Genomic DNA, 23,124 nt, shown 5'->3' with positions numbered 1-23,124 from the left:
CCGCGCGACGACCACCCCTTGCGTCTCGACTTTTCTGCCGGCCGGGGAGGCGGCAAGTCAATCGTTCCGAGGAAGTAGCGTACGGCATCCCTCGATGAAGGCGGCCTGCTGGCGATCGCAGGCCACCGGATTGCAGCGGATTTCGTTTGTGCGCGATGACGCGGCGCTCTATGCCTCGGGAATGCTTTCCACCGCTCTCGTCTTCCTCGGCGCCGGCATCGGCGGCGTGCTCCGGCACGGCGTCAACATCGTCTCGCTGAAATGGCTCGGCATGTCGTTCCCGTATGGGACGATGGCCATCAACATCATCGGCTCCGGGGTGATGGGCCTCGTCGCCGGTTTCCTCGCCTTCAAGGCGGGCGAGGGCTGGACGCAGAATGCCTGGCTCTTCCTCGCCACCGGCATTTTGGGCGGCTTCACGACCTTCTCGGCCTTTTCGCTCGACGCGGTGCTGCTCTGGGAGCGCGGCGAGATGATGCTGGCCGCATTCTACGTGCTGTGCTCGGTCGTCCTCTCGCTCATGGCGCTGGTTGCGGGGCTCGCTCTGGTTAGGGGGCTATCATGAGAACCGGGGGCAAGGGACCGAGCGGTCCTCCACGCGGCAATGGTCCCAAGCGTGGCGGCGGGCCGCCTGCCTCAGGCGCGCCGAAAGGCAAGCGCCCGAGCCATGACGCGCGCCGTTCGGCCCGAGCCAGGCCGCGGCCGGCGGAGGACCAGGTCGTGCGTACCGAGCCGACGCGCAACCCGAAGCCACATCATCCCGCGCCGAGGGCCGCAGGTCCGCGCACGCCAGCACCGCGCACGCCCGCGACACGCAAGCCGCCGATCACGGATGCGCCGACGCGCGCCGAGGTCAAGGCCGTGACCGCCGAGGTGCTCGCGACCGGCGTGCAGCAGCTCGTGGTGACGCCGGACGAGAACGAGATGCGGATCGACCGCTTCCTCGAAGCGCGTTTTCCGCAGCTCTCCTTCAGCCATATCCAGCGCATCGTCCGGAAGGGCGAACTGCGCGTCAACGGCAAGCGCGCCGACAGCAAGGACCGGCTCGAAGCCGGCCAGACCGTGCGCATCCCGCCGCTCAAGCTCGAGCAGGCGGCGGAGCGGCCGCGCTCGGCCAAGGCCGATGGCGACACGATCGGCTTCCTGCGCTCGATCACGCTCTACGAGGACGACGACGTCATCGTCCTCAACAAGCCGGCGGGCCTGGCTGTGCAAGGCGGCTCCGGCACGACGAGGCATGTCGACGGCATGCTCGATGCCCTGACCGGCAAGGACGGGCAGAAGCCGCGCCTCGTCCATCGCCTCGACAAGGATACGGCCGGCTGCCTCGTCATCGCCAAGTCGCGCTTCGCCGCGGCGACTTTGGCCAAGACCTTCCGCTCGCGCTCGGCCCGCAAGGTCTACTGGGCGCTGGTCGCCGGCGTGCCGCGTGTGCGCCAGGGCCGGATCTCGACGTATCTCGCCCGCGAAGAGGCTTATGATGGCGACCAGCGCATGGCCGTCGCCCAGCATGGCGACGACGGCGCGATGCATGCGGTGACCTATTACGCCGTGGTCGAGACCGCGGCGCAGAAGCTCGCCTGGCTCTCGCTCAAGCCGGTGACCGGACGCACCCACCAATTGCGCGCCCACGCCGCCCATATCGGCCATCCGATCGTCGGTGATCCCAAATACTTCAACATCCAGAACTGGGAGCTGCCCGGCGGCATCCAGAACAAGCTGCATCTGCTCGCCCGGCGCATTGTGCTGCCGCATCCGCGCGGCAAGGGCACGATCGACGTCAGCGCGCCGCTGCCGCCGCATATGCGCCAGAGCTGGAACCTGCTCGGCTTCGAGGATGCGCCCTACGATCCGATCGTCGATGCGCCGGACGAGTGAGGTTTGCACGAAAAAGTTGCGTAACCTAGCGTGAGAACACTTGTCGAACAAAACGCGATATGTTCTAAGTTTGTTCCTGTGAATCCTTTGTCACGGGAGGCTTTCCATGTTGCGCATCGCCTTGCTTGCCGCCGGCTTCGTTCTGTCGTTCTCCTCCGCTGGCTTTGCCCAGTCGCAGCCGGCCCCAGTCGCCCCGAAACCGGCTGCTGCGGCGCCTGACGAGCCGGTGCCGCGTGCCGCCCGGGCCGAGGCGCGACGCGACTGCTATGCCGAGAACGTCGCGCTGTCAGGCGACGACCTGCGCCGCGCCATGCGCGAGTGCATGCAGGAGCGTTTTCCCAGCGTGAAGCTCTATGCCAGCGATGGCCTGACGCGCGACGGCAAGCCGACAGCCGTGACGGCGCGCGCCGTCTGCAAGCAGGAAGCCGATGCGACCGGGCTCAAAGGGGCCGAACGGACGGCGGCGCTGGTCGCCTGCTTCAACGGCAAGCGGCCAGACCTCGCCCAGCGGGCCGAATGCCGCAAGGAGGCACGCGGCAGGGGGCTCGACGGCGACGCCCTGAAGGCTGCCATCGCCGAATGCGGCCGCAACCCGCAAGGGTAAGGCCATGACGGCATGAGGGCCTTGCGCCGGCGGAGATGGCGGGCTGCCGCCAACTCCTGTAGAGCGCGGCACATGGACCTCATCATCTTCGATCTCGACGGCACGCTGGTCAATTCCGAAGCGATCATCCTCGGCGCGCAATACGAGACCTTTGCGCGCTGTGGCCGACCGCACCCGGGCCGCGAGGCCGGGCTCGGCGTCATCGGACTGACCCTCGACATCGCGCTGATGCGAGTCGCCGGGCTCACCGAGCCGGACGATGTGCTGACGCAGACCTATCGCGAGGTCTTCAACGGCATGCGGCAGCAGGCGGAGACCGACCCAGCCCTGGCCGAGCCGCTCTTCCCCGGTGTGGTCGAGCTGCTGGCGGGGCTGTCGCAGCGGCCTGCCACCGTGCTCGGCATCGCCACCGGCAAATCACGCCGCGGCGCCGACTACATCGTCGAGCGCCATGCCTGGGGCGACCTGTTCAAGACGATCCAGACTGCTGATGATGCGATCTCGAAGCCGCATCCGGAGATGATCCTGCGGGCGATGGCCGAAACCGGAGCCAGGCCAGTGCGGACGCTCATGGTCGGCGACAGCACCTTCGACATGGAGATGGCGGTGGCGGCTGGTGTGACCCCGGTCGCGGTCTCCTGGGGCTTCCAGCCGGTCGCGGCGCTGCGGGCGGCCGGCGCGCGGCATGTGATCGAAGCTTGCGCCGAGCTGACCGGGATCGTCGACGGGCTGACGGTGACCGAGCCGGCCTGAGGGCGAGTGGCCCTGGCAAGCGTTCAGGGCGCTTCGAGCTGGCCGAGTTCGTACAGCAGCGCCGCGCCGGTGCGCAGCCCGCTATAGAAGCAGTCAAGCGTCAGATTCTCGTTCGGCGCGTGGTTCGCCTCGTCCGGATTGGCATAGGGCGTGACGAAGGCGGGAATGCCGAGGATCTTGGTGAAGACGTAGCCGGGCAGGCTGCCGAAGCCGGCCGGGATCAGCAGCGGCTCGACGCCCTGCGCCGCGACGAAGGCTCGGCGCAAAGGCGCGGTGAAGGGCGAGGCGATCGGTGTCTTCGAGGGCTGCATGCCGGCATCAGGGGCGATGAACTCGACCTCCGGCGCATGCTGCGCCACATGCGCGGCGACCTTGCGCAGGATGTCCTCAGGGTCCTGCGCCTCGACCAGGCGGATGTCGCATTTCACCATCGCTTCGTTGGGCAGCACCGTCTTGGAGCCGGGGCCGCCATAGCCGCCATGGAAGCCGTTGATGGTCAGGGTCGGCCGTAAGCAGAGGCGCTCGTAGAAAGGCCGATCGGCCGGCGCGTCGAGCCTGGTCAGGCCCAGGCTGTGCTTGACCGCCTCGATGTCGAGCGGCAGGGCGTCTATCGCGGCGAGTTCCTCGGTTGTCGGTGCTTCGATGTCGTCGTGCAGCCCGGGAATCGTGATCTCGCCTTCGGCATTCTTCATGGTGCCGAGCAGATGCACCAGCGTCCAGATCGGGTTCGGCACGACGCCGCCGAAATTGCCGGAATGCACGTCGCGGACGGCATGCCGGCAGCGCAATTCGAAGGAGACCACGCCGCGCGAGCCGAACTTGATCGCGGCCGCACCGCTGGCATGGCGCGGGCCGTCGGCGGTGACGGCGAGATCGGCCCTGAGCATATCTTTGTTGGCGCGCACGAAGCCGGCGATGTTCGGGCTGCCGATCTCTTCCTCGCCCTCCAGCAGCAGGATGACGTTGCAAGGCAGAGTGCGGTGCACGGTGAGATGGGATTCGATCGCCAGGATCTGGGCGAAGTGCTGGCCCTTGTTGTCGCCGACGCCGCGCGCATAGATCCGGCCGTCGCGGATCGTCGGCTCGAAGGGCGGCGAAAGCCATTTGTCGAGCGGGTCCGGCGGCTGCACGTCGTAATGGCCGTAGAGCAGCACGGTCGGCTTGCCCGGCGCCTTCTGCCAGCGCGCGACAACCATGGGGTGCCCGTCGGTCGGCACCAGGCTGGTCTCCAGTCCGATCTCGCTCAGCATCTCGACCAGGAGCGCGCCGACCTCGGCGATGCCGATGTTTTCGGCGCTGATGCTGGGATGGCGCAGATAGGCGAGCAGTCGGTCGAGGAAAGCGCTGCGGTTCGCTTCGATATGGTCGAAAACCGCGGCAAGAGTGTCGGAAGAAGCCATGGTCGCGCTGCCTGCTGCGGTGATGATCGAGGGGTACGGTAGAGCGCCGCGCGCGCTTGCGTCCAATGCTCCGGGCGCAGGCCGGAGGAGCGCCTGTGGGCATGCGGGCACGCTGGTCAGTAACATCCTCGCAACCACGCTGACTCAGGACCGTTTAACCTGAACGGACGTTCAGATTTGCGTGTTAACCACCTGATGACTGGCCCGGCCGCATCGTCTTCACACGACAGGGACAAACCGACACACAACAACGTCGGACAGGGGTTGAACGATGATTGGCCACGAACTTCGCGAATTCGTCGATCACGTGATGGACAGGCGCGTGATCGACGATGAAGACGTCCGAATTCTTCAGCGCGAGATCTTGCACGAGGTCGTTCTGACCCGCGACATCATCGATGTGCTGGTGGCGCTCGACCGCGCAGTCGCCGACAAGTCTCCGCTCTTCGCCGATGTGCTGCTGGCGTTTTGCGTCGACTTCGCCGTCTGGGAGAGCCGCCCGACCGGCCGGATCGACCGCGACAAGGCGCATTGGCTGGTGACGACGCTCTCAGCCGGCGAAGGCCCGACGCCGCTGGCGCAGAAGATCGCCTTCGAGGTGGTCCGCGAAGCCGAATCCTGCGACGAGGCGCTGGTCGGCTTCGCCCTGCGCAAGGCAGATGCCCGGATTTCCGCCGCCCCGATCTCTCAGCGCGTGGTGCTCGCGAGCTGAGGACAGATCAGAGCGTGCTCTAGCGCCCGGCTGCCGCCGGGCGTTTGCGCACGTTACAAAACTTTCGCATCAGTGGACGGATGCGCTTGCCTCCCGTAAATCCCGCACTGCACAGTGAAGGCACCGGGTCTGGGAGAAGCCACGCATGTTCTCGAAGATTCTGATCGCGAACCGTGGCGAGATCGCCTGCCGCGTCATCAAGACGGCCAAGCGCATGGGCATCAAGACGGTGGCGGTCTATTCCGACGCCGATCGCGATGCCTTGCATGTCGAGATGGCCGACGAGGCCGTGCATATCGGCGCAGCTCCCGCTGCCGAATCCTATCTCCAGATCGACAAGATCATCGCCGCCTGCAAGCAGACGGGCGCGCAGGCCGTGCATCCTGGCTATGGCTTCCTCTCCGAGCGCGAGGCCTTCGCGAAAGCGCTGAAGGAGAACGGCATCGTCTTCATCGGCCCCAATCCGGGCGCCATCGCTGCGATGGGCGACAAGATCGAATCGAAGAAGGCGGCAGCTGCCGCCGAGGTCTCGACGGTTCCAGGCTATCTCGGCGTGATCGAGAACCCCGAGCACGCCGTGAAGATCGCCGACGAAATCGGCTATCCCGTGATGATCAAGGCCTCGGCCGGCGGCGGCGGCAAGGGCATGCGCATCGCCCATTCGGCCGGCGAGGTGGCGGAAGGCTTCGCCCGCGCCAAGTCGGAGGCGGCGTCCTCCTTCGGCGACGACCGCGTCTTCGTCGAGAAGTTCATCGTCGATCCCCGCCATATCGAGATCCAGGTGCTGGGCGACAAGCACGGCAACGTCATCTATCTCGGCGAGCGCGAATGCTCGATCCAGCGCCGCAACCAGAAGGTCCTCGAGGAAGCGCCGTCGCCGCTGCTCGACGAAGCCACGCGCCGCAAGATGGGCGAACAGGCGGTCGCGCTGGCCAAGGCCGTGAACTACGACAGCGCCGGCACGGTCGAGTTCGTCGCCGGGCAGGACAAGTCGTTCTATTTCCTCGAGATGAACACCCGCCTGCAGGTCGAGCATCCGGTGACCGAGATGATCACCGGCATCGACCTGGTCGAGCAGATGATCCGCGTCGCTTATGGCGAGAAGCTGGGCATCAGCCAGGCCGATGTGAAGCTCGATGGCTGGGCGGTCGAATCCAGAGTCTATGCCGAAGATCCGACCCGCAACTTCCTGCCCTCGACCGGCCGGCTCGTCACCTATCGCCCACCGAGCGAGGGGCCGGATGGCGACGCCACCGTGCGCAACGACACCGGCGTGTTCGAAGGCGGCGAGATCTCGATCTACTATGATCCGATGATCGCCAAACTGGTGACGCATGCGCCGACGCGCGAGGCGGCGATCAAGGCGCAGGCGCGGGCGCTCGACGCCTTCGCCATCGACGGCATCCGCCACAACATCCCCTTCGTCGCGGCGGTGATGCAGCATCCGCGCTGGATCTCGGGCAACCTCTCGACCGGCTTCATCGCCGAGGAATTCCCTGAAGGCTTCTCGCTGCCGCAGCCGGAGGGCGAGATCGCCTTGCGCATGGCGGCGATCGCGATCGCCTGCGACCATCGCCTGAATAGCCGCAAGCGCCACGTCTCGGCGCAGATGGAGGGCTGGCGCAAGGTCGAGTTCGAACGCACCCGCATCGTCTCGCTCGGCGGCGAGCGCTTCGAAGGTGAAGTCACGGAGCAAGGCGGGGCGGTGACGATCGCCTTTCCCGAGCGCAGCCTGACGGTCGCCAGCGACTGGCGGCCGGGCGAGCCGGTCTGGCGCGGCACGATCGACGGCGTTTCGATCGCCGCGCAGGTCCGGCCGATCCTGAACGGCGTCGCGCTCGGCCATGCCGGCGCCTATGCCAACGCCCATGTCTACACGCCGCGCGAGGCGGAACTCGCCGCGCTGATGCCCGAGAAGGTTGCTGCCGACACCGGCAAGTTCCTGCTTTGCCCGATGCCCGGCCTGGTCAAGGCACTGCTCGTTGCGGTCGGCCAGGAGGTCAAGGCGGGCGAGCCGCTCGCCATGGTCGAGGCGATGAAGATGGAGAACGTGCTGCGCGCCGAGAAGGACGCCACCATCGCCAAGATCCTGGCGAAGGAGGGCGATTCGCTGGCGGTGGACGCCGTCATCATGGAATTCGCCTGAGGCCGCGCGATACTTCTACCGGTGTGGCGGCCTGACGCGGCCGTCTGCGCTTCCGGTACTCACGTACTGATGTACGCTCCGCTCCGGTTCTCGACAGCCACGCCAATCGACTTCCCACCGAAGTCTCGAGCAGCCTCAGTTGGCTGAGGCGCTTGCCTTCGCGGGGCGGCCGGATGATTGTCGCCGCCCTATCATGCGAAGGTGGCGACCATGCTGACGATCTGGGGGCGGATCAGCTCCATCAATGTGCAGAAAGTGGTCTGGGCCGCTGGCGAAGTCGGCCAGCCCTTCGAGCGGATCGATGTCGGCGGCCAGTTCGGCGGCAATCACGAGCCGGCCTATCTTGCCAAGAATCCGAACGGCCAGGTGCCGACGCTCGAGGATGGCGAGATCGTCATCTGGGAATCGAGCAGCATCGTGCGCTATCTCGCGGCCCGCTACGGCGCCGGCTGGATCTGGGAGGAGGATCCGGCCAGACGCGCCGAGGCCGATCGCTGGATGGACTGGATGCTGTCCGAATTGCAGCCGTCGATGACACCGGCCTTCTGGGGGCTGATCCGCAAGACGCCGGGCTATACCGACGAGGCGACCATCGCGGCCTCGGTCGCCAAGGCCGAAGACAAGCTCGATATCCTCGAAGCGCATCTGGCGGGGCGGTCCTACGTCGCCAACGAGCGCTTCGGCATGGGCGACATCGCGGTGGCGCTCGGCGCGCATCGCTGGCTCCATATGCCGGTGGCGCAGAAGGACTGGCCCAATATCCGCCGCTGGTATGCGCAGGTTTCGGCACGGCCGGCGGCGGGACCCGCCATGCCGTTGCCGATCACGTGAGGACGGCAGCCCGCGCTTGACCCGCCCGATTTGGCGGTCATGATCGCCGCCATGCGCGGTTTCCTCGTCATTCCCTTCCTGATAGCGCAATTTTCCTGTGCGGCAGCGCTCGCGCAGGTGCCGACGAATCCGGTGCAATCCGGCGATCGCATGCAGGTGGCGAACTGCGTCAGACAGGGCCTTGCCGCCAGTCCCGCCTGCATCGGCCTCGTCGCGGTGCCCTGCGTCAGCGCCGCGTCGGTCAATGATCGCGCCCAGGCCGAGATCTCCTGCGCGAGGCGCGAGGAGGCGGTCTGGCGCGAGCGGCTGACATTGGCGGGCACGGCCTTGGAGCGCTCGCTCGACGCCGGGGCGCGCAGCCAGTTCGCTGCACTGCAGCTCGCCTGGCAGAGCTACGCCGTCCAGAAATGCGCCTTCTATGGCGCCTCGCAGCCGCCGGCGCGCTCGGCCGGGCTGCAGGCGGGCTGCGAACTGCGCGAGGTGGCGGAGCGGGCGCTGGAGATCGAGCGCCTGGCGGCACGGCAGACCCGCCGCCCGCCGGCGCAGCCGCCGCAGATCATCCGGTAATATCGCGTCATGGTCGGCCTTGAGCCGACCGTCTCAGGCCGGATAGGGCGCTGGGCAGCGTCGCCTTGCCCTGAGATTCTCGGGCCTGCGCTTCGCTCCGCCCGAGAATGACGGCTGGAGCCGCACGGCCTTCACCGCAACGTGAATGCGATCCCTTGTCGAACTCCCGCCGCCCTCAGCCGTTTCCTAACGGCCTGTCAGCTTTCTGCGCGTAAGGGGAGGCGGGTCTGTTCAAGAAAGCCATGTTCTTCACCCTCTCAAAGATCCTCTGGTTCCTGGCCTCGCCGGTGAATCTCGCCATCCTCGGGCTGGTGCTGGCGAGCCTGCTCGCCTTCACGCGCTTTTCCGGGCCGGGGCGCTGGCTCGGGCTGATCTGCGTCGTCGTGCTCGGTCTGCTCGCCTTCAGCCCGTTGCCGCGCATCGTCGTCAGGCCGTTGGAGGATCGCTTCCCGCAGCAGGCGGTCTACTCCGGCAAGGTCGACGGCATCATCGTGCTCGGCGGCGCAATCGGCGTGGCGCGCGAGGACATCGTGCTCAACTATGCAGCGGCGCGGATGACCAAGGCGGTGGAACTCGCCCGCGCCCATCCCGAGGCGAAGCTGGTCTTCGCCGGAGGGGGCGGCAACCTGCTCTCGCCGATCGTGCGCACCGAAGCCGACGGGGCACGCCTGCTGTTCCTCGGGCTCGGCCTGCCGGAAAGCCGCCTCGTCCTCGAGGACAAGTCGCGCAATACATTGGAGAATGCGGTGTTCACCCGCCGGCTGGTCGATCCCAAGCCGGGCGAGCGCTGGCTGCTGGTGACATCAGCCTGGCACATGCCGCGCGCCATGGGCGTGTTCCGCAAGGCAGGATTCCAGGTGGAGGCCTTCCCGGTCGACTTCCTCTCGGCTGGCACGTCGGCAGACTATGTTCAGCCTTACCGGAAGGCGTCGCGCGGTCTCGATATCGCCGACGACGCCTTCAAGGAATGGGTCGGGCTCGTCGCCTATTATCTCGCCGGCTACAGCGATGCGCTGTTTCCGGGGCCGAGGCCAGCAGGCGCCGCGCGATAAGGATCGGCGCCTGCCGACCGGATCGTCCGGTGCAGTGATTACCGGCCCGTCGCTTCGATCAGCAGCTTCGCGGCAACTTGCGCTCCATCGGTGCGGATCGTGCGCGCCACTGCGGACGCCCGTGCTCCAGTCTCGAATGCAAGGGCGATGGCCAGCGCTGCGGACAAGGACTCGCGGGTCGGCGTCGAGCCGTCATTGGCCGCGCCGATGCCCAGTTCCACCACGCGGGCCGCCCAACAGGGCTGATCTACGACCTGGGGGACGATGACCTGCGGCGCGCCGGCGCGGGCGGCCGCGACCGTCGTGCCCGCGCCGCCATGGTGCACGACGGCCGCCATGCGCGGAAACAGCGCCTGCTGATTGACGTCGCCGGCGATGGAGAAGCAGTCGTCCCGATCTTCGCCGGGCGCGAGCCCTGCCCAGCCTCCAAGCATCACGATGCGGCGCCCTTGCGCCCGGATGACGTCGGTCGCGACGTGTGCAGCCTCCTTGACGGATGGTAGCGACATGCTGCCGAAACCCACATAGATCGGACGTTCGCCCTCCTCGAGGAATGCCATCAGTTCTGCGGAGAGCTGCCGCTGATCAGGCAGGATCCAGGCGCCGGTCTGAACAGCGTCGCAAAGATCGGTCGGCTGCCATGGCCATAGCACCGGGTCGGAGGCCAGCAGCGGCCGCTCGCCGAGAACAAGATCGCGAGCGCTGTCCACGGGCGGCAGGCCCACCGATACGCGATGGGTCGTAAGCGCCTCGCCGAACAGCGCATTCACTGTCCTGGCATTGAAGTCCCACAATGCCCGGTTGTCGGTCACGCCCGCGGGCAGAGGATGGCCCGGATAGAAGAACGGCCGATGGTGATGCGACGGCAGGAAGAACGGGCAGAAGGTGACGTGCCGATAGGCAAGGCCCCTGAGCTCGGCGACAGACCGTGCAGCGCCTACGGACGGAAACAGGCCGGTCGCGACGATCGCATCGCATCCTTCGGCCGCTTCGGAGATGGCGGCGAACTGCGCAGCCATCATGTCGGATGCCAGGCTGTGGAAATCCGCGGCCGCCCGAGGCTTTGCCCGATCGGCTACCCATTGGCGGATCGGCATGAAGGCCGGTGCGAGCGGCACGCCGGCGCGCGCCAGCAGGTCGATGAATTCCTGGTCCGGAGGGGCCGAAACGATGGCCTCTACGCCGAGCATCAGCAATTCAACGGCCAGCGCAACCATGGGTTCGACGTCGCCGCGCGAGCCGTAAGTCGATAGCAGTACACGCATTTTTCTACTCCCTTCGGCCTGGGGATCAGGCCGAGGGCAGCGTTGCTAGTCCATGGAGGGGGGCTTGCCGCAAGTCCCGGGGTGCGTTAGACGATGATAGTGGCAAAGGGCGGAGGCATTCCTCGGCCCTTTTTTGTTGCCTCACCGCGGCACGATGCAAGCAGGCCGCCGTGGCACGCTCTAGTCCTGCTCCGACCCTTCATGTCCCGGCAGGCGCAGGCGATAGACGCCGCGGAAATCGTCGGGATCGACCGGACGGCCTTTCCGGGTGATGACCAGCCTGCCGTCCTTCATCAGCTGCACCGCGACGCGGCGGATCGGCTGCATCAGCGGACCCCAGCCATCGGGATGGTCGCCGCCTAGGGCGCGGGCGACGTCCATCGGCCCGAGCGTACGCTCGTCGCCGCGTTCGGCCGCGAGGCGCAGGATGGTCTCGGCGAGGTCTTCATCGGTCGGTCTGGTCATGCCGCTTGCTGGGCCGGCGGCGGAGCTTCGTCAAGCGGCCTTGCTTCCCGCGCCGACCGCTGCGGCCGAATCCGAGGCGAATTGCCGGCGCCACATCACCGTCAGCACCGCTGCCGTCGCGATCAGGAAGAGCCAGGGCGAGATGAACCAGCCGAGATAGGCGAGCGCGAAGAAGAAGGCGCGCTGGCCGCGATTGAAGTGCAACCCGGCTGCGACGTTCATCGCCACCGCCTCGCGCGCCGCCGCGATCGTTTCGGGTCTGTCGGCCTCGGTATGCGGCGGGATCGCACCGATCAGGATGGCGCAATAGTTGAACAATCGGTAGGCCCAGCCGAACTTGAAGAAGGCATAGGCGAAGATCACCGCGAGTCCGATGACCTTGATCTCCCAAGCGGCGCGGGTCGTCGTGGTGGCGAAGGGCAGGTCGGCAAAGATCTGGACGACGCGGTCGGCCGATTGCAGCAGCGTCAGCGAGCCGCCGATGGCGATCAGCGAGGTCGAGGCGAAGAAGGCGGTGCCGTTCTGCAGGCCGTTCATCACCTGCGTGTCGATGATCCGGTTCTCACGCCTGACCGATTCCATGATCCAGCGCTCGCGGCGCTCGTTCATCAGCGCGTTCAGGCTGCGCCGCGCATGCGGGCCGGCCTCGACGGCCAGGAGATAGCCGATCCAGGCGGCGGCGAAGAAGGCGATCGCGATCAGGTCGAGCGGTCCGAATCCGGCCATGAGCCCCTCCGGCCGGCAGATTGGCGAGGCCGGCGCGCGCCTGCAAGCCTGTCGATTGACGCCGGCCGTCGCAGCCGCCACTTTGCCGGCCTCGCAAGGGAGGGCCGGCCGTGCCGCAGACGATAACCAAGGGCTACAAGGCGCTGCTGGCCGAGGCGGAAGCTGCTGTGAAGACGCTCTCGGTCGACGAGGCGAAGGGCCTGGTCGGGCGGGGCGATGTCGTCTTCGTCGATCTGCGCGATCCGCGCGAGCTCGAGCGGGAAGGGCGCATGCCCGGTGCCTTCCATTGCCCGCGCGGCATGCTGGAATTCTGGATCGATCCGGACAGCCCCTATGCCAAGCCGGTCTTCCAGGAGGACAAGCAGTTCGTCTTCTTCTGCGCCGGCGGCTGGCGCTCGGCGCTGGCGGCCAAGACGGCACAGGATATGGGCCTGAAACCGGTCGCGCACATCGAGGGCGGCTTCGGCGCCTGGAAGAAGGCCGGCGCTCCGTTCGATGCGCCTGAGCCGAAGCAAGGCTGAGCGCGCCGCTTGTCCCATTACGTCGTCGTCTTTCTTGTCATCTGCTTTCTCTTCCGCAAGCCGCTCGGACGCCTGCTGGCGAAGCAATTCCCCGACCGGGGCAAGCGCCAGCGCGTGCTCGGCACGATCATCGCGGCGTTCCTGCTGGTGATCGGGATGAGGCTGCTGGCGCTGTTCTGGTGACGCGCGCGCGGCCCGCGTATCATTCAAGATCATGACCGCAATGCGAAGACCGATCGGTCCTCATTGCAACCGTCCCATGCATCGGACGCAGCTTGCACACTAAGCGGGCATCAGGCATCTTGCCGGCCTTGGCTCCAACTCAGGAAAGGGAGGGCTGAATGGAATTCGCAACCATCGTCGCTCCCGCCATGCGATCCCGCCTCCACTAGGTCGGATCAGCACGAGGCCCGCCTCTTCGGCGGCCCGAGCCATCATTTCCAGACACGTTTTCTGAAGCCGCGGCCTTTGCTGCGCTTCGCCTGAATTTGGAGCCGGTCTCTCGGGACCGGATGCTTTCATGTCTCTTTCTCCCAAGACGGAGCGGCAGGAGCCGTTCCGTGCCGTTCTCGGCTTCACATTTTCGCATTGGGGCCGCCAGCGCTGGCGCGTCGCCGGCGTGGTCTTCACCGTGATGGCGGCGACGGCCGCCGACCTGTTCATGCCGCTCTACGCCGGGCGGCTGGTCGATGCGGTCGCCGGCGAGAAGGCGAGCGGGCTCCAGGCCGCGCTCGTCGCGCTCGCGATGATGATCGCGCTCGGCGCGGGCACGGTGTTCTTCCGGCACCTGTCCTTCATCGGCATCACCGCGATGACGCTGCGCACCATGAGCGACGTGGCACGCGAGGCTTTCGCCCGCCTGCAGCGCTTCTCGACCGACTGGCACGCCAACAACTTTGCCGGCTCGACAGTGCGCAAGATCACGCGCGGCATGTGGGCGCTCGACCTGCTGACCGACACGATCGTGATCGCGCTCTTGCCGTCATTGATCGTGCTGCTCGGCACGACGCTGCTGCTGGCCTGGCACTGGCCGGCGATGGGCGCGGTCGTTTTCGTCGGTGCAGTGATCTACTGCGCCGTGACGATCCTGCTGTCGCTGCGCTTCGTTGCGCCGGCGGCGACGCTCGCCAACAGCTGGGACACCAGGCTCGGCGGCGCGCTGGCCGACTCGATCTCGTGCAACCCGGTGGTCAAGGCGTTCGGCGCCGAGGCCCGCGAGGACAGCCGCCTGACCGGCGTGCTGGCGAAGTGGGCCGGGCGGACGCGGCGGACCTGGGTGCGTGGGACCTGGTCGGGAACCGCGCAGCAGATCGTCCTGCTGGCGCTGCGGGCCGCGGTGATCGGCCTGGTGATCTGGCTCTGGGCCAATGGCCAGGCCTCGCCCGGCGACGTCGCCTTCGTGCTGACCAGCTATGCCGTCGTGCATGGCTATCTGCGCGATGTCGGCCAGCACGTGCATAACCTCCAGCGTTCGGTGAACGACATGGAGGAGCTGGTCGCGATGCATTCGCTGCCCTTCGGCGTGCCGGATCGTCCCGGCGCGACGGCGATGGACGTGACCGCTGGCGAGATCGCCTTCGAGCGGGTGACCTTCCACTATGGAGGCCACATCGAGCCGCTCTATCGCGATTTCTCGCTGACGATCAAAGCGGGCGAGAAGGTTGGCCTGGTCGGACGCTCCGGCTCCGGCAAGACCACCTTCGTCAAGCTGGTGCAGCGTCTCTACGACGTCACCGACGGGCGCATCGCCATCGACGGGCGCGACATCGCCTCGGCGACGCAGGCTAGCCTGCGGGCGCAGATCGCGATCGTGCAGCAGGAGCCGGTGCTGTTCCACCGCTCGCTGGCGGAGAACATCGCCTATGGCCGGCCGGGCGCCAGCATGGCGCAGATCGAGCAGGCGGCGAAGCTCGCCAACGCGCATGAGTTCATCATGCGCCTGCCCAAGGGCTACGGCACGCTCGTCGGCGAGCGCGGCGTCAAGCTGTCGGGCGGCGAGCGGCAGAGGGTGGCGCTGGCGCGCGCCTTCCTGGCCGACGCGCCGATCCTGATCCTGGACGAGGCGACCTCGAGCCTCGATTCGGAATCGGAGGCGCTGATCCAGGAGGCGATGGAGCGGCTGATGGAAGGCCGCACCACCATCGTCATCGCCCACCGGCTCTCGACGGTGCGCGCCATGGACCGCATCCTGGTCTTCGACCGCGGCAAGGTCGTGGAAGAGGGCCGGCATGAGGCGCTTCTGAGCCATGACGGCGGCATCTACCGGGCGCTGTTCGAGAAGCAGGTCAGCGAGCTGGCCAAGGGGCTGGTGGCGTAGAGCCACTGCCTTCGCAACAAGGGAAAGGGCCGTGTGAGCGGCCCTTTTTCATGTCGGTGTCGCTGCGATCAGGCGGCCTGCTCTTCACCCTCCGAGCGCCGCCGCCCGAGCAGGAAGAACAGCCCCGAGCCGAGGATGCCGATCGCGCCGGCTCCGGCGCCGACATAGATCATCTCGCTGTCCTGGTCGGCCTGCCTGGCGGCATCGTCGGCGATGATCACGGCGTCCTTGCCGGGCTCGTCCGGCAGGTACTTGATCGTCAGCGTGTCGACCGTGAGCTTGTCGTTCCTGACGATGCGATTGGCGAACTCGTTCGAGACCGAGACCTTCTCGGCGCTGCGGTCCTTGCCCGCTGCATCCTTCCAGGCGAGGTCGACGGAATAGCTGGTGCCGCCGCGGCGGCGCTTGGTCCGGGTCGCGCCCTCGACCGAAGCCTGCGCCTCGATGCCCTTCGCCGCGATCGTCCTGACGCGCTCGCCATCCTGCCAGCTGAAGAAGGCGAGGACCGGCCCTCCGATCGCTGCGATCAGCAGCAGCCATTTGATCTTGCCGGTGATCCAGCCGACGATTCCGCTCATTGGGGCCTCCATCGAGACAGTTCGGGAAAGGAGCCCGGCACTTCCGGCCGGACGCCTGCCGCCTGTCCCAGCCAGCGCGATTTTCGCGGTCCGGAGGGCTTCGCGCATGGCGTGCATGCGCCTGCGTCAATCTTTCGAAAGTCGAACTATTTCGATGCCTTGGCGGCGCGGATCGCCGAGCTCGGCGCGGCCGCGCGCGGCCTCACCCCGGCGACCGGGCCGGCGGGCAGCGGCTCATCCAGATCGCGAGCCGGCGGCTTATCATCCTGCATCGGCTTGCTCAGAAAGCGATTCATGCCGGTCAGGTAAGCCTCTGGCAAAGCCCAGTTTCTGGCGCTGGCGATGACGCTCTCGAGATAGCCGGGGCGGGGCTTCCCGATCTGCGCGCTGCGCCCGACATAGATCAGCGCGCGCTTGGCGCCGCCCTCGACCACGACCGGCTGGTTGATCTTGATGTAGAGACCGCTCGCCAGCTCCTCGAACTTGTCGAGGGTGCGGATATCGCCGAGCGCGCAATCCCAGAGCACGCCATGCACGCTCTCGCGCGGGTCGCGGAGCACCGAGGCATAGCCGTCCGTGGTGATGATGAAGCGATGGCGCGGCAGGCGGGCGAGGCCGAGCGGCTTCGAGCGCGGGCAGCGCTCCCGCATCGCGGCGACATCCATATTGGCGCCATAGGCGAAGTAGAGGGGCATTGGTGCGGGTCACCGAAGTGGCCTCCTTCTCCCCTCGGGGGAGAAGGTCCGGCAGGGGATGAGGGCGGTTCGACCGGGTGAGGCGGGACAGGTCTATGCCTTCCTTCCCTCATCCGTCAGCGCTTCGCGCTGCCACCTTCTCCCCCGAGGGGAGAAGGAAGAGGCCTCCTCACTTCGTCTTGTTGAACAGTTCCCGCCCGATCAGCATGCGCCGGATCTCGCTGGTGCCGGCGCCGATCTCGTAGAGCTTGGCGTCGCGCAGCAGGCGGCCGGTCGGGTAGTCGTTGATGTAGCCGTTGCCGCCGAGCAGCTGGATCGCGTCGAGGGCGAGCTGCGTCGCCTTCTCGGCGGCGATCAGGATGGCGCCGGCGGCGTCCTCGCGCGTGGTCTCGGCGCGGTCGCAGGCCTTGGCGACGGCGTAGACATAGGCCTTGCACGAGTTCATCGCGACATACATGTCGGCGACCTTGCCCTGGACGAGCTGGAACTCGCCGATCGGCTGGCCGAACTGCCTGCGCTCGTGGATATAGGGCAGGACGATGTCCATCGCCGCCTGCATGATGCCGAGCGGGCCGGCCGAGAGCACGACGCGCTCATAGTCGAGCCCGCTCATCAGCACATTGACGCCGCGGCCGACCGAGCCAAGCACGTTCTCCTCGGGAACCTCGCACTCCTCGAAGACGAGCTCGCAGGTGTCGGAGCCGCGCATGCCGAGCTTGTCGAGCTTCTGATGGGTCGAGAAACCCTTCATTCCCTTCTCGATCAGGAAGGCGGTGATGCCCTTCGGGCCGGCTTCCGGATCGGTCTTGGCGTAGACCACCAAGGTCTCCGCGATCGGGCCGTTTGTGATCCACATCTTGTTGCCGGTCAGGACATAGCGGTCGCCCTTCCTGACCGCCCTGGTCTTCATCGAGACGACGTCGGAGCCCGAGCCCGGCTCGGACATGGCAAGCGCGCCGACATGCTCGCCCGAAATCAGCTTGGGCAGGTACTTCTTCTTCTGCGCGTCGTTGCCGTTGCGGGCGATCTGGTTGACGCAGAGATTGGAATGGGCGCCGTAGCTGAGGCCGACCGAGGCCGAGGCTCTGGAGACCTCCTCGATCGCGACGCAATGCTCGAGATAGCCGAGGCCGGCACCGCCATATTCCTCCGGAACGGTGATGCCGTGCAGGCCGAGCGCGCCCATTTCCGGCCAGAGATCGCGCGGGAACTGGTTGGTCCGGTCGATCTCCTCGGCGCGCGGCGCGATCTTTTCCTGCGCGAAGGCATGGACGGTGTCGCGGATCGCGTCGGCGGTCTCGCCGAGGTCGAAATTGAAGGGGCGGGGCGCGTTGGCGAGCATGATGTCCTCCCGGCTCGGCTGAGACCTTTGCCCGGTTATAGCGCGGTTGGGCCTCAAGTCAGCGGGCATGCGCCGATAGTTGGTTCTGCACTGATGCGCAGGCTTTCGGGAGCGGCTCGCGGCAAATCCGCCACAGCGGATCGATTTGCCGGGTTGTGAACGGCTGTTCATTGCCTTGCCGGTGCCCTGGCGTAAGCCTGCCGCAGCGGCCGGGGAACACGACGTGACTAGACTGATTTTCGACGGCAGATGGGGCGGCTTGGCCCTGCGGCTGGCGCTCCTCGCCGGCACGGCGCTCGTTGCGCCTGCCCACGCTCAGAATGCGACCTGGCACACGGCGCCGGTCTCGACCAATTTCAATGCCGGCCTAAACTGGGACACCGGAGTGCGGCCGACCGGCACCGCCTTCTTCGGCACGTCGACGATTACGAACCTGTCGTTCGCGAGCGATGTCACCATCGGCGGGTGGACGTTCAACGCCAATGCCGCGAACTACAGCTTCAGCAACAACCGGATACTGGAATTCACCGGAGCGGGTATCGTCGTCAACGGCGGCAGCGCGACCATCAGCAACAGCGGGGATCTCTATTTCCGGAACGCCAGCTCGGCGGGCAGCGCCTCGATCACCAACAGCTTCTTCACGGAGTTCCACGGCACCAGCTCGGCCGGCAACGCCGCCATCACCAACACGGCTTACCTGCTGTTCTATGACGACAGCACGGCCGGCAACGCGACGATCGTCAACAATGGTGCTGGCCTGATCAACTTCCACACGTCGAGCACGGCTGGAAGCGCCACCATCACCAACAACGCCAGCCTGAGCTTCTACGACACGAGCAACGCCGGCAGCGCCACCATAACCAACACGAGCAGCCTTATCTTCTATGACAACAGCTCGGCCGCAAGCGCGAGCATCGTCAACGAGAGCAGCCTGATCTTCCGCGGCTTCAGCACGGCCGGCTCCGCGACGATCACGACGGCGGCCGGCGCGACGACCCAGTTCATCGCCGCCGGCAACAGCGCGGGGGCGCGCTTCATCACCCAGGCCGGCGGCACGGTGGATATCTCGGATCCCGCCGGATTGGCCGCGATGACGGCCGGCTCGATCGAGGGCGCCGGCAACTACGTCATCGGCAACAAGCAGTTCACGGTCGGCTCGAACAATCTCTCGACCGAGGCGAGCGGCGTCATCTCCGGCAGCGGCTCGCTGGTCAAGACGGGCACAGGCACGCTGACCTTATCTGGGATCAACACCTATACGGGCGGCACGACGATCTCCGGCGGCACATTGCAGCTTGGCACTGCCGGTGCGGTCGGCTCCATTCTCGGGACAGTCACCGTCGGCAACGGGGCGATATTCAATATCGTCAACGCCGACACGACCGGCGTCACGACGATCTCGAATAATGGGCGCATGAATTTCCGCGGCAGCAGCAGCGCCGGCACGAGCAGCTTCACCAACACCGGCTACGGCCTGACGCAGTTCTATGACACCAGCACGGCGGGCAATGCCACCATCATCAACGACGGCTCCTGGGGGTTCAACGACACCAGCACCGCCGGCAACGCCACCATCACGAACACCTACAGCATGGTTTTCGACGGCAGCAGCACCGCAGGCAGCGCCATCATCTCCAACAATTATGGATTGTCCTTCAACGGCAACAGCACAGCCGGCAGCGCCACCATTACCAATAATTCCAGTGGAATTCTCTATTTCTCCGGCAACGGTACGGCAGGCAATGCTGTCATCACCAACAACGGAAACATGTCGTTCAACGGGAGCAGCACGGCGGGCAGCGCCACCGTCACCAACAACAACGGCAAAGATCTGAATTTCAACGACGCCAGCACGGCAGGTGATGCCGCCATCACCAACAGCGGTAATCTGCGATTCTACGGCACCAGCACGGCGAGCAGCGCCGCTATCATCAACAACGATGCCATTGTCTTCTTCGCTACCAGCGCAGCGGGCAGTGCCACTATCACCAACATCCACAATGTATACTTCAATGGAACAAGCACGGCGAGCAATGCTGTCATCGCCAACAGCAAATACCTGAGCTTCAACAACGCCAGCACGGCGGGCAGCGCCACCATCACCAACAGCAGCAGTGGCACTCTGTACTTCTATGATACGAGTACGGCCGGCAACGCCACCATCACCAACAACAACCTTCTGGAATTCTTGGGCACCAGCACGGCAGGAAATGCCGCTATCGACAACAGCTTCGGGGTTCTGAAATTCTACGCCGCCAGCACGGCAGGCAGCGCCACGATCATCAATGGCAGCTCCGGCTCGATAGATTTTTACGGAGGCAGCACGGCGGGCAGTGCGACCATCGACAACAGCCGCGATCTATATTTCTTCGACAACAGCACGGCGGGCAATGCCACCCTCGTCAACGATGCCGGAGGAACGGTCAATTTCTCGAACAGCGCCGGCCCGAACGGCGACGGCAAGCTGAGCGCGGGCTCGATCGCGGGCGCCGGCAATTACGTTCTCGGCGCCAATGAGCTCACCGTCGGCTCGAACAACCTCTCGACCGAGGTGAGCGGCGACATCTCCGGCGCCGGCGGCTCGTTGGTCAAGACCGGCACGGGCACGCTGACCCTGATCGGTTCCAAAACCTATACCGGCGGCACGACGATCTCGGGCGGCACCCTCCAGTTCGGCAACGGCATATCGGGCGGCAGCATCAATCTCGCCGGCACTATCAACGTCACCGGCGGCACGCTGGCGATCCAGGCGCCGACGACGTTGAACGTCGCGCAGACCGTGACCTTCGGCGACACCACCACGCTGTCCATCGCCGCCGGCACGGGCAGCCCCGTGCTCTCCGCCAACAGCGTCACGATCGGCAACGGCGTCACCTTCAACCTCAGCGGCATCAGTGACGCGAGCCAGCTCGACCTGGTGCTGATCGATACCACCTCCGGCATCGGCGGCGACTTTGCCAGCATCAGTGTCGGCGGCTTCAGCGGCACGGTGGACTACCTCACCCTCTCCACCCGCAAATCGGCTGACGGCCTGCAATATCTCGCCAGCTACAACCTGGCCTGGAACGCCCACAACACTCTCGCTCATGGCACCTTCACGTTGACCAATGCCACCGACAGCTTCACGGTCGGCGCGGTTCTGGCCGATCAGGCTGCGAACCCTGCGACCGGCTGGAACGGCACCGCGCTTACCAAGGCGGGCGCGGGCACGCTGATCCTGACCGGAACGAACACCTATACCGGCGGCACGACGATCTCGGGTGGCACGCTCCAGATCGGCAATGGCGGCACGACCGGCTCGATCCTCGGCGACGTCGTCAACAATGGCCAGATCGTCTTCAATCGCAGCAATGCGATCAGCTTCAATGGCGCCATCAGCGGCACAGGCGGCCTGACCAAACAAGGTTCCGGCGTGCTGATCCTGTCCGGCACCAACAGCTATTCCGGCGAGACCTCGATCGAGGCCGGCGCGCTCGTCATCGACGCTGCCCGGGCGATGTCGGCGGCGTCGGACTACATCATCGCAACCGGCGCGCAATTACAGATCAGCGATGGGCTGGGTGCCGTGACCGCCGCATCGATCGCCGGCGCGGGCGCGATCCAGATCGGCAACGGCACGACACTGAAGGCTGGCGGCAGCAACGCCTCGACGACGTTCTCTGGGTCAATCAGCGGCAATGGCGGGTTCGAAAAGACCGGAACCGGCACGCTGACGCTGACGGGAGCCAACACCTACACCGGCGCGACCACGGTCGCGGGCGGCAAGCTCGTCGTCAACGGCTCGATCACCAGCACGGTGACGCTGGATGGCGGCACGCTGGGCGGTTCGGGCACGGTCGGCGGCGTAAGCGTCGGCAGCGGCGCGACGGTGGCACCGGGCAATTCGATCGGGACGCTGACCGTCTCGGGCAATGTCTCGTTCGCCTCGGGCTCGACCTATCAGGTCGAGATCAACGCCACCGGGCAAAGCGACAGGATCGTCGCCTCAGGCTCGGCGACGCTCTCGGGCGGTACGGTCCAGGTCCTGGCCGAGAACGGCAACTACGCGGCGAGCACGAGCTATACCATCCTCACCGCCTCGGGCGGGGTCAGCGGCAGCTTCACCAGCGTCACGTCGAACCTCGCCTTCCTGACGCCGTCACTGGCTTACGACAGCCAGAACGTCACGCTGACGATGACGCGTAACGACACATCGTTCGGGCCCGATGGCGGCGGCACGGGCGGGGGCGGAAGCACAGGCGGCGGCGGAACCAACAACGGGGATACGAGCGGCGGCTCTGGCGGGCAGCGTCCTTACATCGCGCAGACCCGCAACCAGGGCTTCATCGCGATCGCGGCGGAGCGGCTTGGCGTCGGCAATGCGGTCTATGACGCGCTGATCTCGGCGACGGCCGATCAGGCGCGGGCCGGCTTCGACCTGCTCTCGGGCGAGGCGCATGCGCAAGCCGTCAGCGTGATGATCGACGAGAGCCGATTGGCGCGCGATACGATCCTCGGCCATCTGCGCGGCCCGCTGCTGACCGCGCCGGGGCAGCAGGTCGCGGCGAGCTTCAGCGCCGATCTGCCCGGCCGCAAGGGCGCGATCGTGATGCCGGCCCCGCTGCCGCAGCCGCGCTACGCCCTCTGGGGCACGGCCTTCGGCGGCACCGGCAACAGCGACGGCGACGGCAACGCCGCCAGCCTGAGCCGCCGCAGCGGCGGGGCACTGCTCGGCGCAGATCTCATGGTCTACGACGCGCCGGGCTCGTCGCTGAAGCTCGGCGTCGCCGGCGGCTACAGCCAGTCGCGCTTCGATCTCGACGCTAGGCTTTCCAGCGGCAAGCTCGAAAGCGGCCATGCCGCGCTCTATGCCGGCGCCCGCTTCGGCAACCTTCGCTTCGATGCCGGCGCGGCCTACACCTGGTCGGAGAGCGACATCCGCCGCCAGGTCCAGATCCGCGGCTTCGGCGATCTCTTGCGCCTGCAGCGTCCGGGCTCGGTGACGCAGGGCTTCGCCGAGCTTGGCTATGCCTTCGCCTTCAGCGGCGTTGCGCTGGAGCCCTTCGCACAGCTGGCACTGATCCGGGTCTCGACCGATGCCGGTACGGAGCGCGGCGGCGCGGCCGCCTTGCGGGTGCTCTCCAGCGACCAGACGCTGGGCTTCACCACGCTCGGCCTGCGCGCCGAGGCGCAGATCGGGGCGATGCCGCTGTTCGCCCGGGCGATGCTCGGCTGGCGTCACGGCTTCGGCGATCTCACCCCGCAGGCCCGCACCGCCTTCGTCGGTGGCACG

Annotated in this window: 20 protein-coding genes; 13 read left to right on the top strand and 7 right to left on the bottom strand. The window is 66.6% G+C overall.

From position 1 onward, the window contains the following. The first annotated feature begins 181 nt into the window (after positions 1-181). The 4 genes from crcB to CXY91_RS16140 all read left to right on the top strand — a co-directional run bounded on the left by crcB (position 182) and on the right by CXY91_RS16140 (position 3,235). Positions 182-565, top strand: coding sequence for a fluoride efflux transporter CrcB (crcB, locus tag CXY91_RS16155; RefSeq protein ID WP_100962372.1), 384 nt, complete (start codon positions 182-184; stop codon positions 563-565). Then, the gene (locus CXY91_RS16150) at positions 562-1,878 is read left to right on the top strand and encodes an RluA family pseudouridine synthase (RefSeq protein WP_100962326.1); all 1,317 of its coding nucleotides are present in this window, start codon (positions 562-564) and stop codon (positions 1,876-1,878) included. The genes crcB and CXY91_RS16150 overlap by 4 nt, the downstream gene beginning before the upstream one ends. 106 nt (positions 1,879-1,984) lie before the next feature. Continuing rightward, positions 1,985-2,482, top strand: a complete 498-nt coding sequence (locus CXY91_RS16145) for a hypothetical protein (RefSeq protein WP_100962325.1) — start codon at positions 1,985-1,987, stop codon at positions 2,480-2,482. Positions 2,483-2,554: 72 nt separating this feature from the next. Then, entirely contained in the window at positions 2,555-3,235 is a 681-nt protein-coding gene (locus CXY91_RS16140; protein ID WP_100962324.1) for an HAD-IA family hydrolase, read from the top strand. A gap of 23 nt (positions 3,236-3,258) precedes the next feature. Here the strand turns inward: CXY91_RS16140 and CXY91_RS16135 are convergent, their stop codons facing one another. After that, positions 3,259-4,635, bottom strand: coding sequence for a M20/M25/M40 family metallo-hydrolase (locus CXY91_RS16135; RefSeq protein WP_100962323.1), 1,377 nt, complete (start codon positions 4,633-4,635; stop codon positions 3,259-3,261). Between the two features lie 322 nt (positions 4,636-4,957). Here CXY91_RS16135 and CXY91_RS16130 point away from each other — a divergent pair, with 322 nt between their 5' ends. The 5 genes from CXY91_RS16130 to CXY91_RS16110 all read left to right on the top strand — a co-directional run bounded on the left by CXY91_RS16130 (position 4,958) and on the right by CXY91_RS16110 (position 9,943). Beyond that, entirely contained in the window at positions 4,958-5,347 is a 390-nt protein-coding gene (locus CXY91_RS16130) for a hypothetical protein (RefSeq protein WP_158673443.1), read from the top strand. A gap of 145 nt (positions 5,348-5,492) precedes the next feature. Beyond that, positions 5,493-7,493 carry an acetyl-CoA carboxylase biotin carboxylase subunit gene (locus tag CXY91_RS16125; RefSeq protein ID WP_100962321.1) on the top strand — a complete coding sequence of 667 codons (2,001 nt, stop codon included), beginning with the start codon at positions 5,493-5,495 and terminating at the stop codon, positions 7,491-7,493. Positions 7,494-7,703: 210 nt separating this feature from the next. Then, positions 7,704-8,324, top strand: a complete 621-nt coding sequence (locus CXY91_RS16120) for a glutathione S-transferase family protein (RefSeq protein WP_100962371.1) — start codon at positions 7,704-7,706, stop codon at positions 8,322-8,324. A gap of 51 nt (positions 8,325-8,375) precedes the next feature. Continuing rightward, entirely contained in the window at positions 8,376-8,891 is a 516-nt protein-coding gene (locus tag CXY91_RS16115; RefSeq protein ID WP_158673442.1) for a lysozyme inhibitor LprI family protein, read from the top strand. A 242-nt stretch (positions 8,892-9,133) separates the two neighbouring features. Then, positions 9,134-9,943, top strand: coding sequence for a YdcF family protein (locus tag CXY91_RS16110; RefSeq protein ID WP_100962319.1), 810 nt, complete (start codon positions 9,134-9,136; stop codon positions 9,941-9,943). Positions 9,944-9,981: 38 nt separating this feature from the next. Here CXY91_RS16110 and CXY91_RS16105 read toward each other — a convergent pair whose 3' ends face one another. The 3 genes from CXY91_RS16105 to CXY91_RS16095 all read right to left on the bottom strand — a co-directional run bounded on the left by CXY91_RS16105 (position 9,982) and on the right by CXY91_RS16095 (position 12,399). Then, a complete protein-coding gene (locus CXY91_RS16105) occupies positions 9,982-11,208 on the bottom strand; it encodes a glycosyltransferase (protein ID WP_100962318.1) in 1,227 nt (408 codons plus the stop codon). 180 nt (positions 11,209-11,388) lie between these two features. Continuing rightward, positions 11,389-11,673, bottom strand: coding sequence for a DUF3253 domain-containing protein (locus CXY91_RS16100; RefSeq protein WP_100962317.1), 285 nt, complete (start codon positions 11,671-11,673; stop codon positions 11,389-11,391). A gap of 30 nt (positions 11,674-11,703) precedes the next feature. Next, a complete protein-coding gene (locus tag CXY91_RS16095) occupies positions 11,704-12,399 on the bottom strand; it encodes a DUF599 domain-containing protein (protein WP_100962316.1) in 696 nt (231 codons plus the stop codon). Positions 12,400-12,509: 110 nt separating this feature from the next. Between CXY91_RS16095 and CXY91_RS16090 the strand changes: the two genes are divergently transcribed. The 3 genes from CXY91_RS16090 (at position 12,510) to CXY91_RS16085 (ending at position 15,237) form a co-directional block, all read left to right on the top strand. After that, positions 12,510-12,920, top strand: coding sequence for a rhodanese-like domain-containing protein (locus CXY91_RS16090; RefSeq protein WP_091842171.1), 411 nt, complete (start codon positions 12,510-12,512; stop codon positions 12,918-12,920). A 9-nt stretch (positions 12,921-12,929) separates the two neighbouring features. Next, positions 12,930-13,103, top strand: a complete 174-nt coding sequence (locus CXY91_RS30240) for a hypothetical protein (protein WP_158673441.1) — start codon at positions 12,930-12,932, stop codon at positions 13,101-13,103. Positions 13,104-13,440: 337 nt separating this feature from the next. Then, entirely contained in the window at positions 13,441-15,237 is a 1,797-nt protein-coding gene (locus tag CXY91_RS16085) for an ABC transporter ATP-binding protein (RefSeq protein WP_100962315.1), read from the top strand. Between the two features lie 68 nt (positions 15,238-15,305). Here CXY91_RS16085 and CXY91_RS16080 read toward each other — a convergent pair whose 3' ends face one another. The 3 genes from CXY91_RS16080 to CXY91_RS16070 all read right to left on the bottom strand — a co-directional run bounded on the left by CXY91_RS16080 (position 15,306) and on the right by CXY91_RS16070 (position 17,852). Continuing rightward, positions 15,306-15,815 (bottom strand): DUF3592 domain-containing protein, encoded by a 510-nt coding sequence (locus CXY91_RS16080; protein ID WP_091842166.1) that lies wholly within the window; start codon positions 15,813-15,815, stop codon positions 15,306-15,308. Positions 15,816-15,961: 146 nt separating this feature from the next. Next, the gene (locus CXY91_RS16075; RefSeq protein WP_100962314.1) at positions 15,962-16,510 is read right to left on the bottom strand and encodes a gamma-glutamylcyclotransferase family protein; all 549 of its coding nucleotides are present in this window, start codon (positions 16,508-16,510) and stop codon (positions 15,962-15,964) included. Between the two features lie 169 nt (positions 16,511-16,679). Continuing rightward, positions 16,680-17,852 (bottom strand): isovaleryl-CoA dehydrogenase, encoded by a 1,173-nt coding sequence (locus tag CXY91_RS16070; RefSeq protein ID WP_100962313.1) that lies wholly within the window; start codon positions 17,850-17,852, stop codon positions 16,680-16,682. 223 nt (positions 17,853-18,075) lie between these two features. On the opposite strand from CXY91_RS16070, the gene CXY91_RS16065 reads away from it, so the two are divergent. Beyond that, the coding region (locus CXY91_RS16065) for an autotransporter domain-containing protein (RefSeq protein ID WP_199777466.1) at positions 18,076-23,124 on the top strand (5,049 nt) is incomplete at its 3' end.

Origin of the sequence: Allobosea sp. FBZP-16 (genome assembly GCF_002831785.1) — a bacterium.
Lineage (GTDB): Bacteria > Pseudomonadota > Alphaproteobacteria > Rhizobiales > Beijerinckiaceae > Allobosea > Allobosea lupini.
Note: the sequence above shows the minus strand (reverse complement) of the source record. Positions and strands in the feature narration are given on the sequence as shown.

What these genes read in the sequence shown, in the direction of transcription:
- crcB (WP_100962372.1), top strand. Translation starts at nt 182, where the DNA reads ATGCTTTCCACCGCTCTCGTCTTCCTCGGCGCCGGCATCGGCGGCGTG.
- CXY91_RS16150 (WP_100962326.1), top strand. Translation starts at nt 562, where the DNA reads ATGAGAACCGGGGGCAAGGGACCGAGCGGTCCTCCACGCGGCAATGGT.
- CXY91_RS16145 (WP_100962325.1), top strand. Translation starts at nt 1,985, where the DNA reads ATGTTGCGCATCGCCTTGCTTGCCGCCGGCTTCGTTCTGTCGTTCTCC.
- CXY91_RS16140 (WP_100962324.1), top strand. Translation starts at nt 2,555, where the DNA reads ATGGACCTCATCATCTTCGATCTCGACGGCACGCTGGTCAATTCCGAA.
- CXY91_RS16135 (WP_100962323.1), bottom strand. Translation starts at nt 4,635, where the DNA reads ATGGCTTCTTCCGACACTCTTGCCGCGGTTTTCGACCATATCGAAGCG.
- CXY91_RS16125 (WP_100962321.1), top strand. Translation starts at nt 5,493, where the DNA reads ATGTTCTCGAAGATTCTGATCGCGAACCGTGGCGAGATCGCCTGCCGC.
- CXY91_RS16120 (WP_100962371.1), top strand. Translation starts at nt 7,704, where the DNA reads ATGCTGACGATCTGGGGGCGGATCAGCTCCATCAATGTGCAGAAAGTG.
- CXY91_RS16115 (WP_158673442.1), top strand. Translation starts at nt 8,376, where the DNA reads ATGCGCGGTTTCCTCGTCATTCCCTTCCTGATAGCGCAATTTTCCTGT.
- CXY91_RS16110 (WP_100962319.1), top strand. Translation starts at nt 9,134, where the DNA reads ATGTTCTTCACCCTCTCAAAGATCCTCTGGTTCCTGGCCTCGCCGGTG.
- CXY91_RS16105 (WP_100962318.1), bottom strand. Translation starts at nt 11,208, where the DNA reads ATGCGTGTACTGCTATCGACTTACGGCTCGCGCGGCGACGTCGAACCC.
- CXY91_RS16100 (WP_100962317.1), bottom strand. Translation starts at nt 11,673, where the DNA reads ATGACCAGACCGACCGATGAAGACCTCGCCGAGACCATCCTGCGCCTC.
- CXY91_RS16095 (WP_100962316.1), bottom strand. Translation starts at nt 12,399, where the DNA reads ATGGCCGGATTCGGACCGCTCGACCTGATCGCGATCGCCTTCTTCGCC.
- CXY91_RS16085 (WP_100962315.1), top strand. Translation starts at nt 13,441, where the DNA reads ATGTCTCTTTCTCCCAAGACGGAGCGGCAGGAGCCGTTCCGTGCCGTT.
- CXY91_RS16080 (WP_091842166.1), bottom strand. Translation starts at nt 15,815, where the DNA reads ATGAGCGGAATCGTCGGCTGGATCACCGGCAAGATCAAATGGCTGCTG.
- CXY91_RS16075 (WP_100962314.1), bottom strand. Translation starts at nt 16,510, where the DNA reads ATGCCCCTCTACTTCGCCTATGGCGCCAATATGGATGTCGCCGCGATG.
- CXY91_RS16070 (WP_100962313.1), bottom strand. Translation starts at nt 17,852, where the DNA reads ATGCTCGCCAACGCGCCCCGCCCCTTCAATTTCGACCTCGGCGAGACC.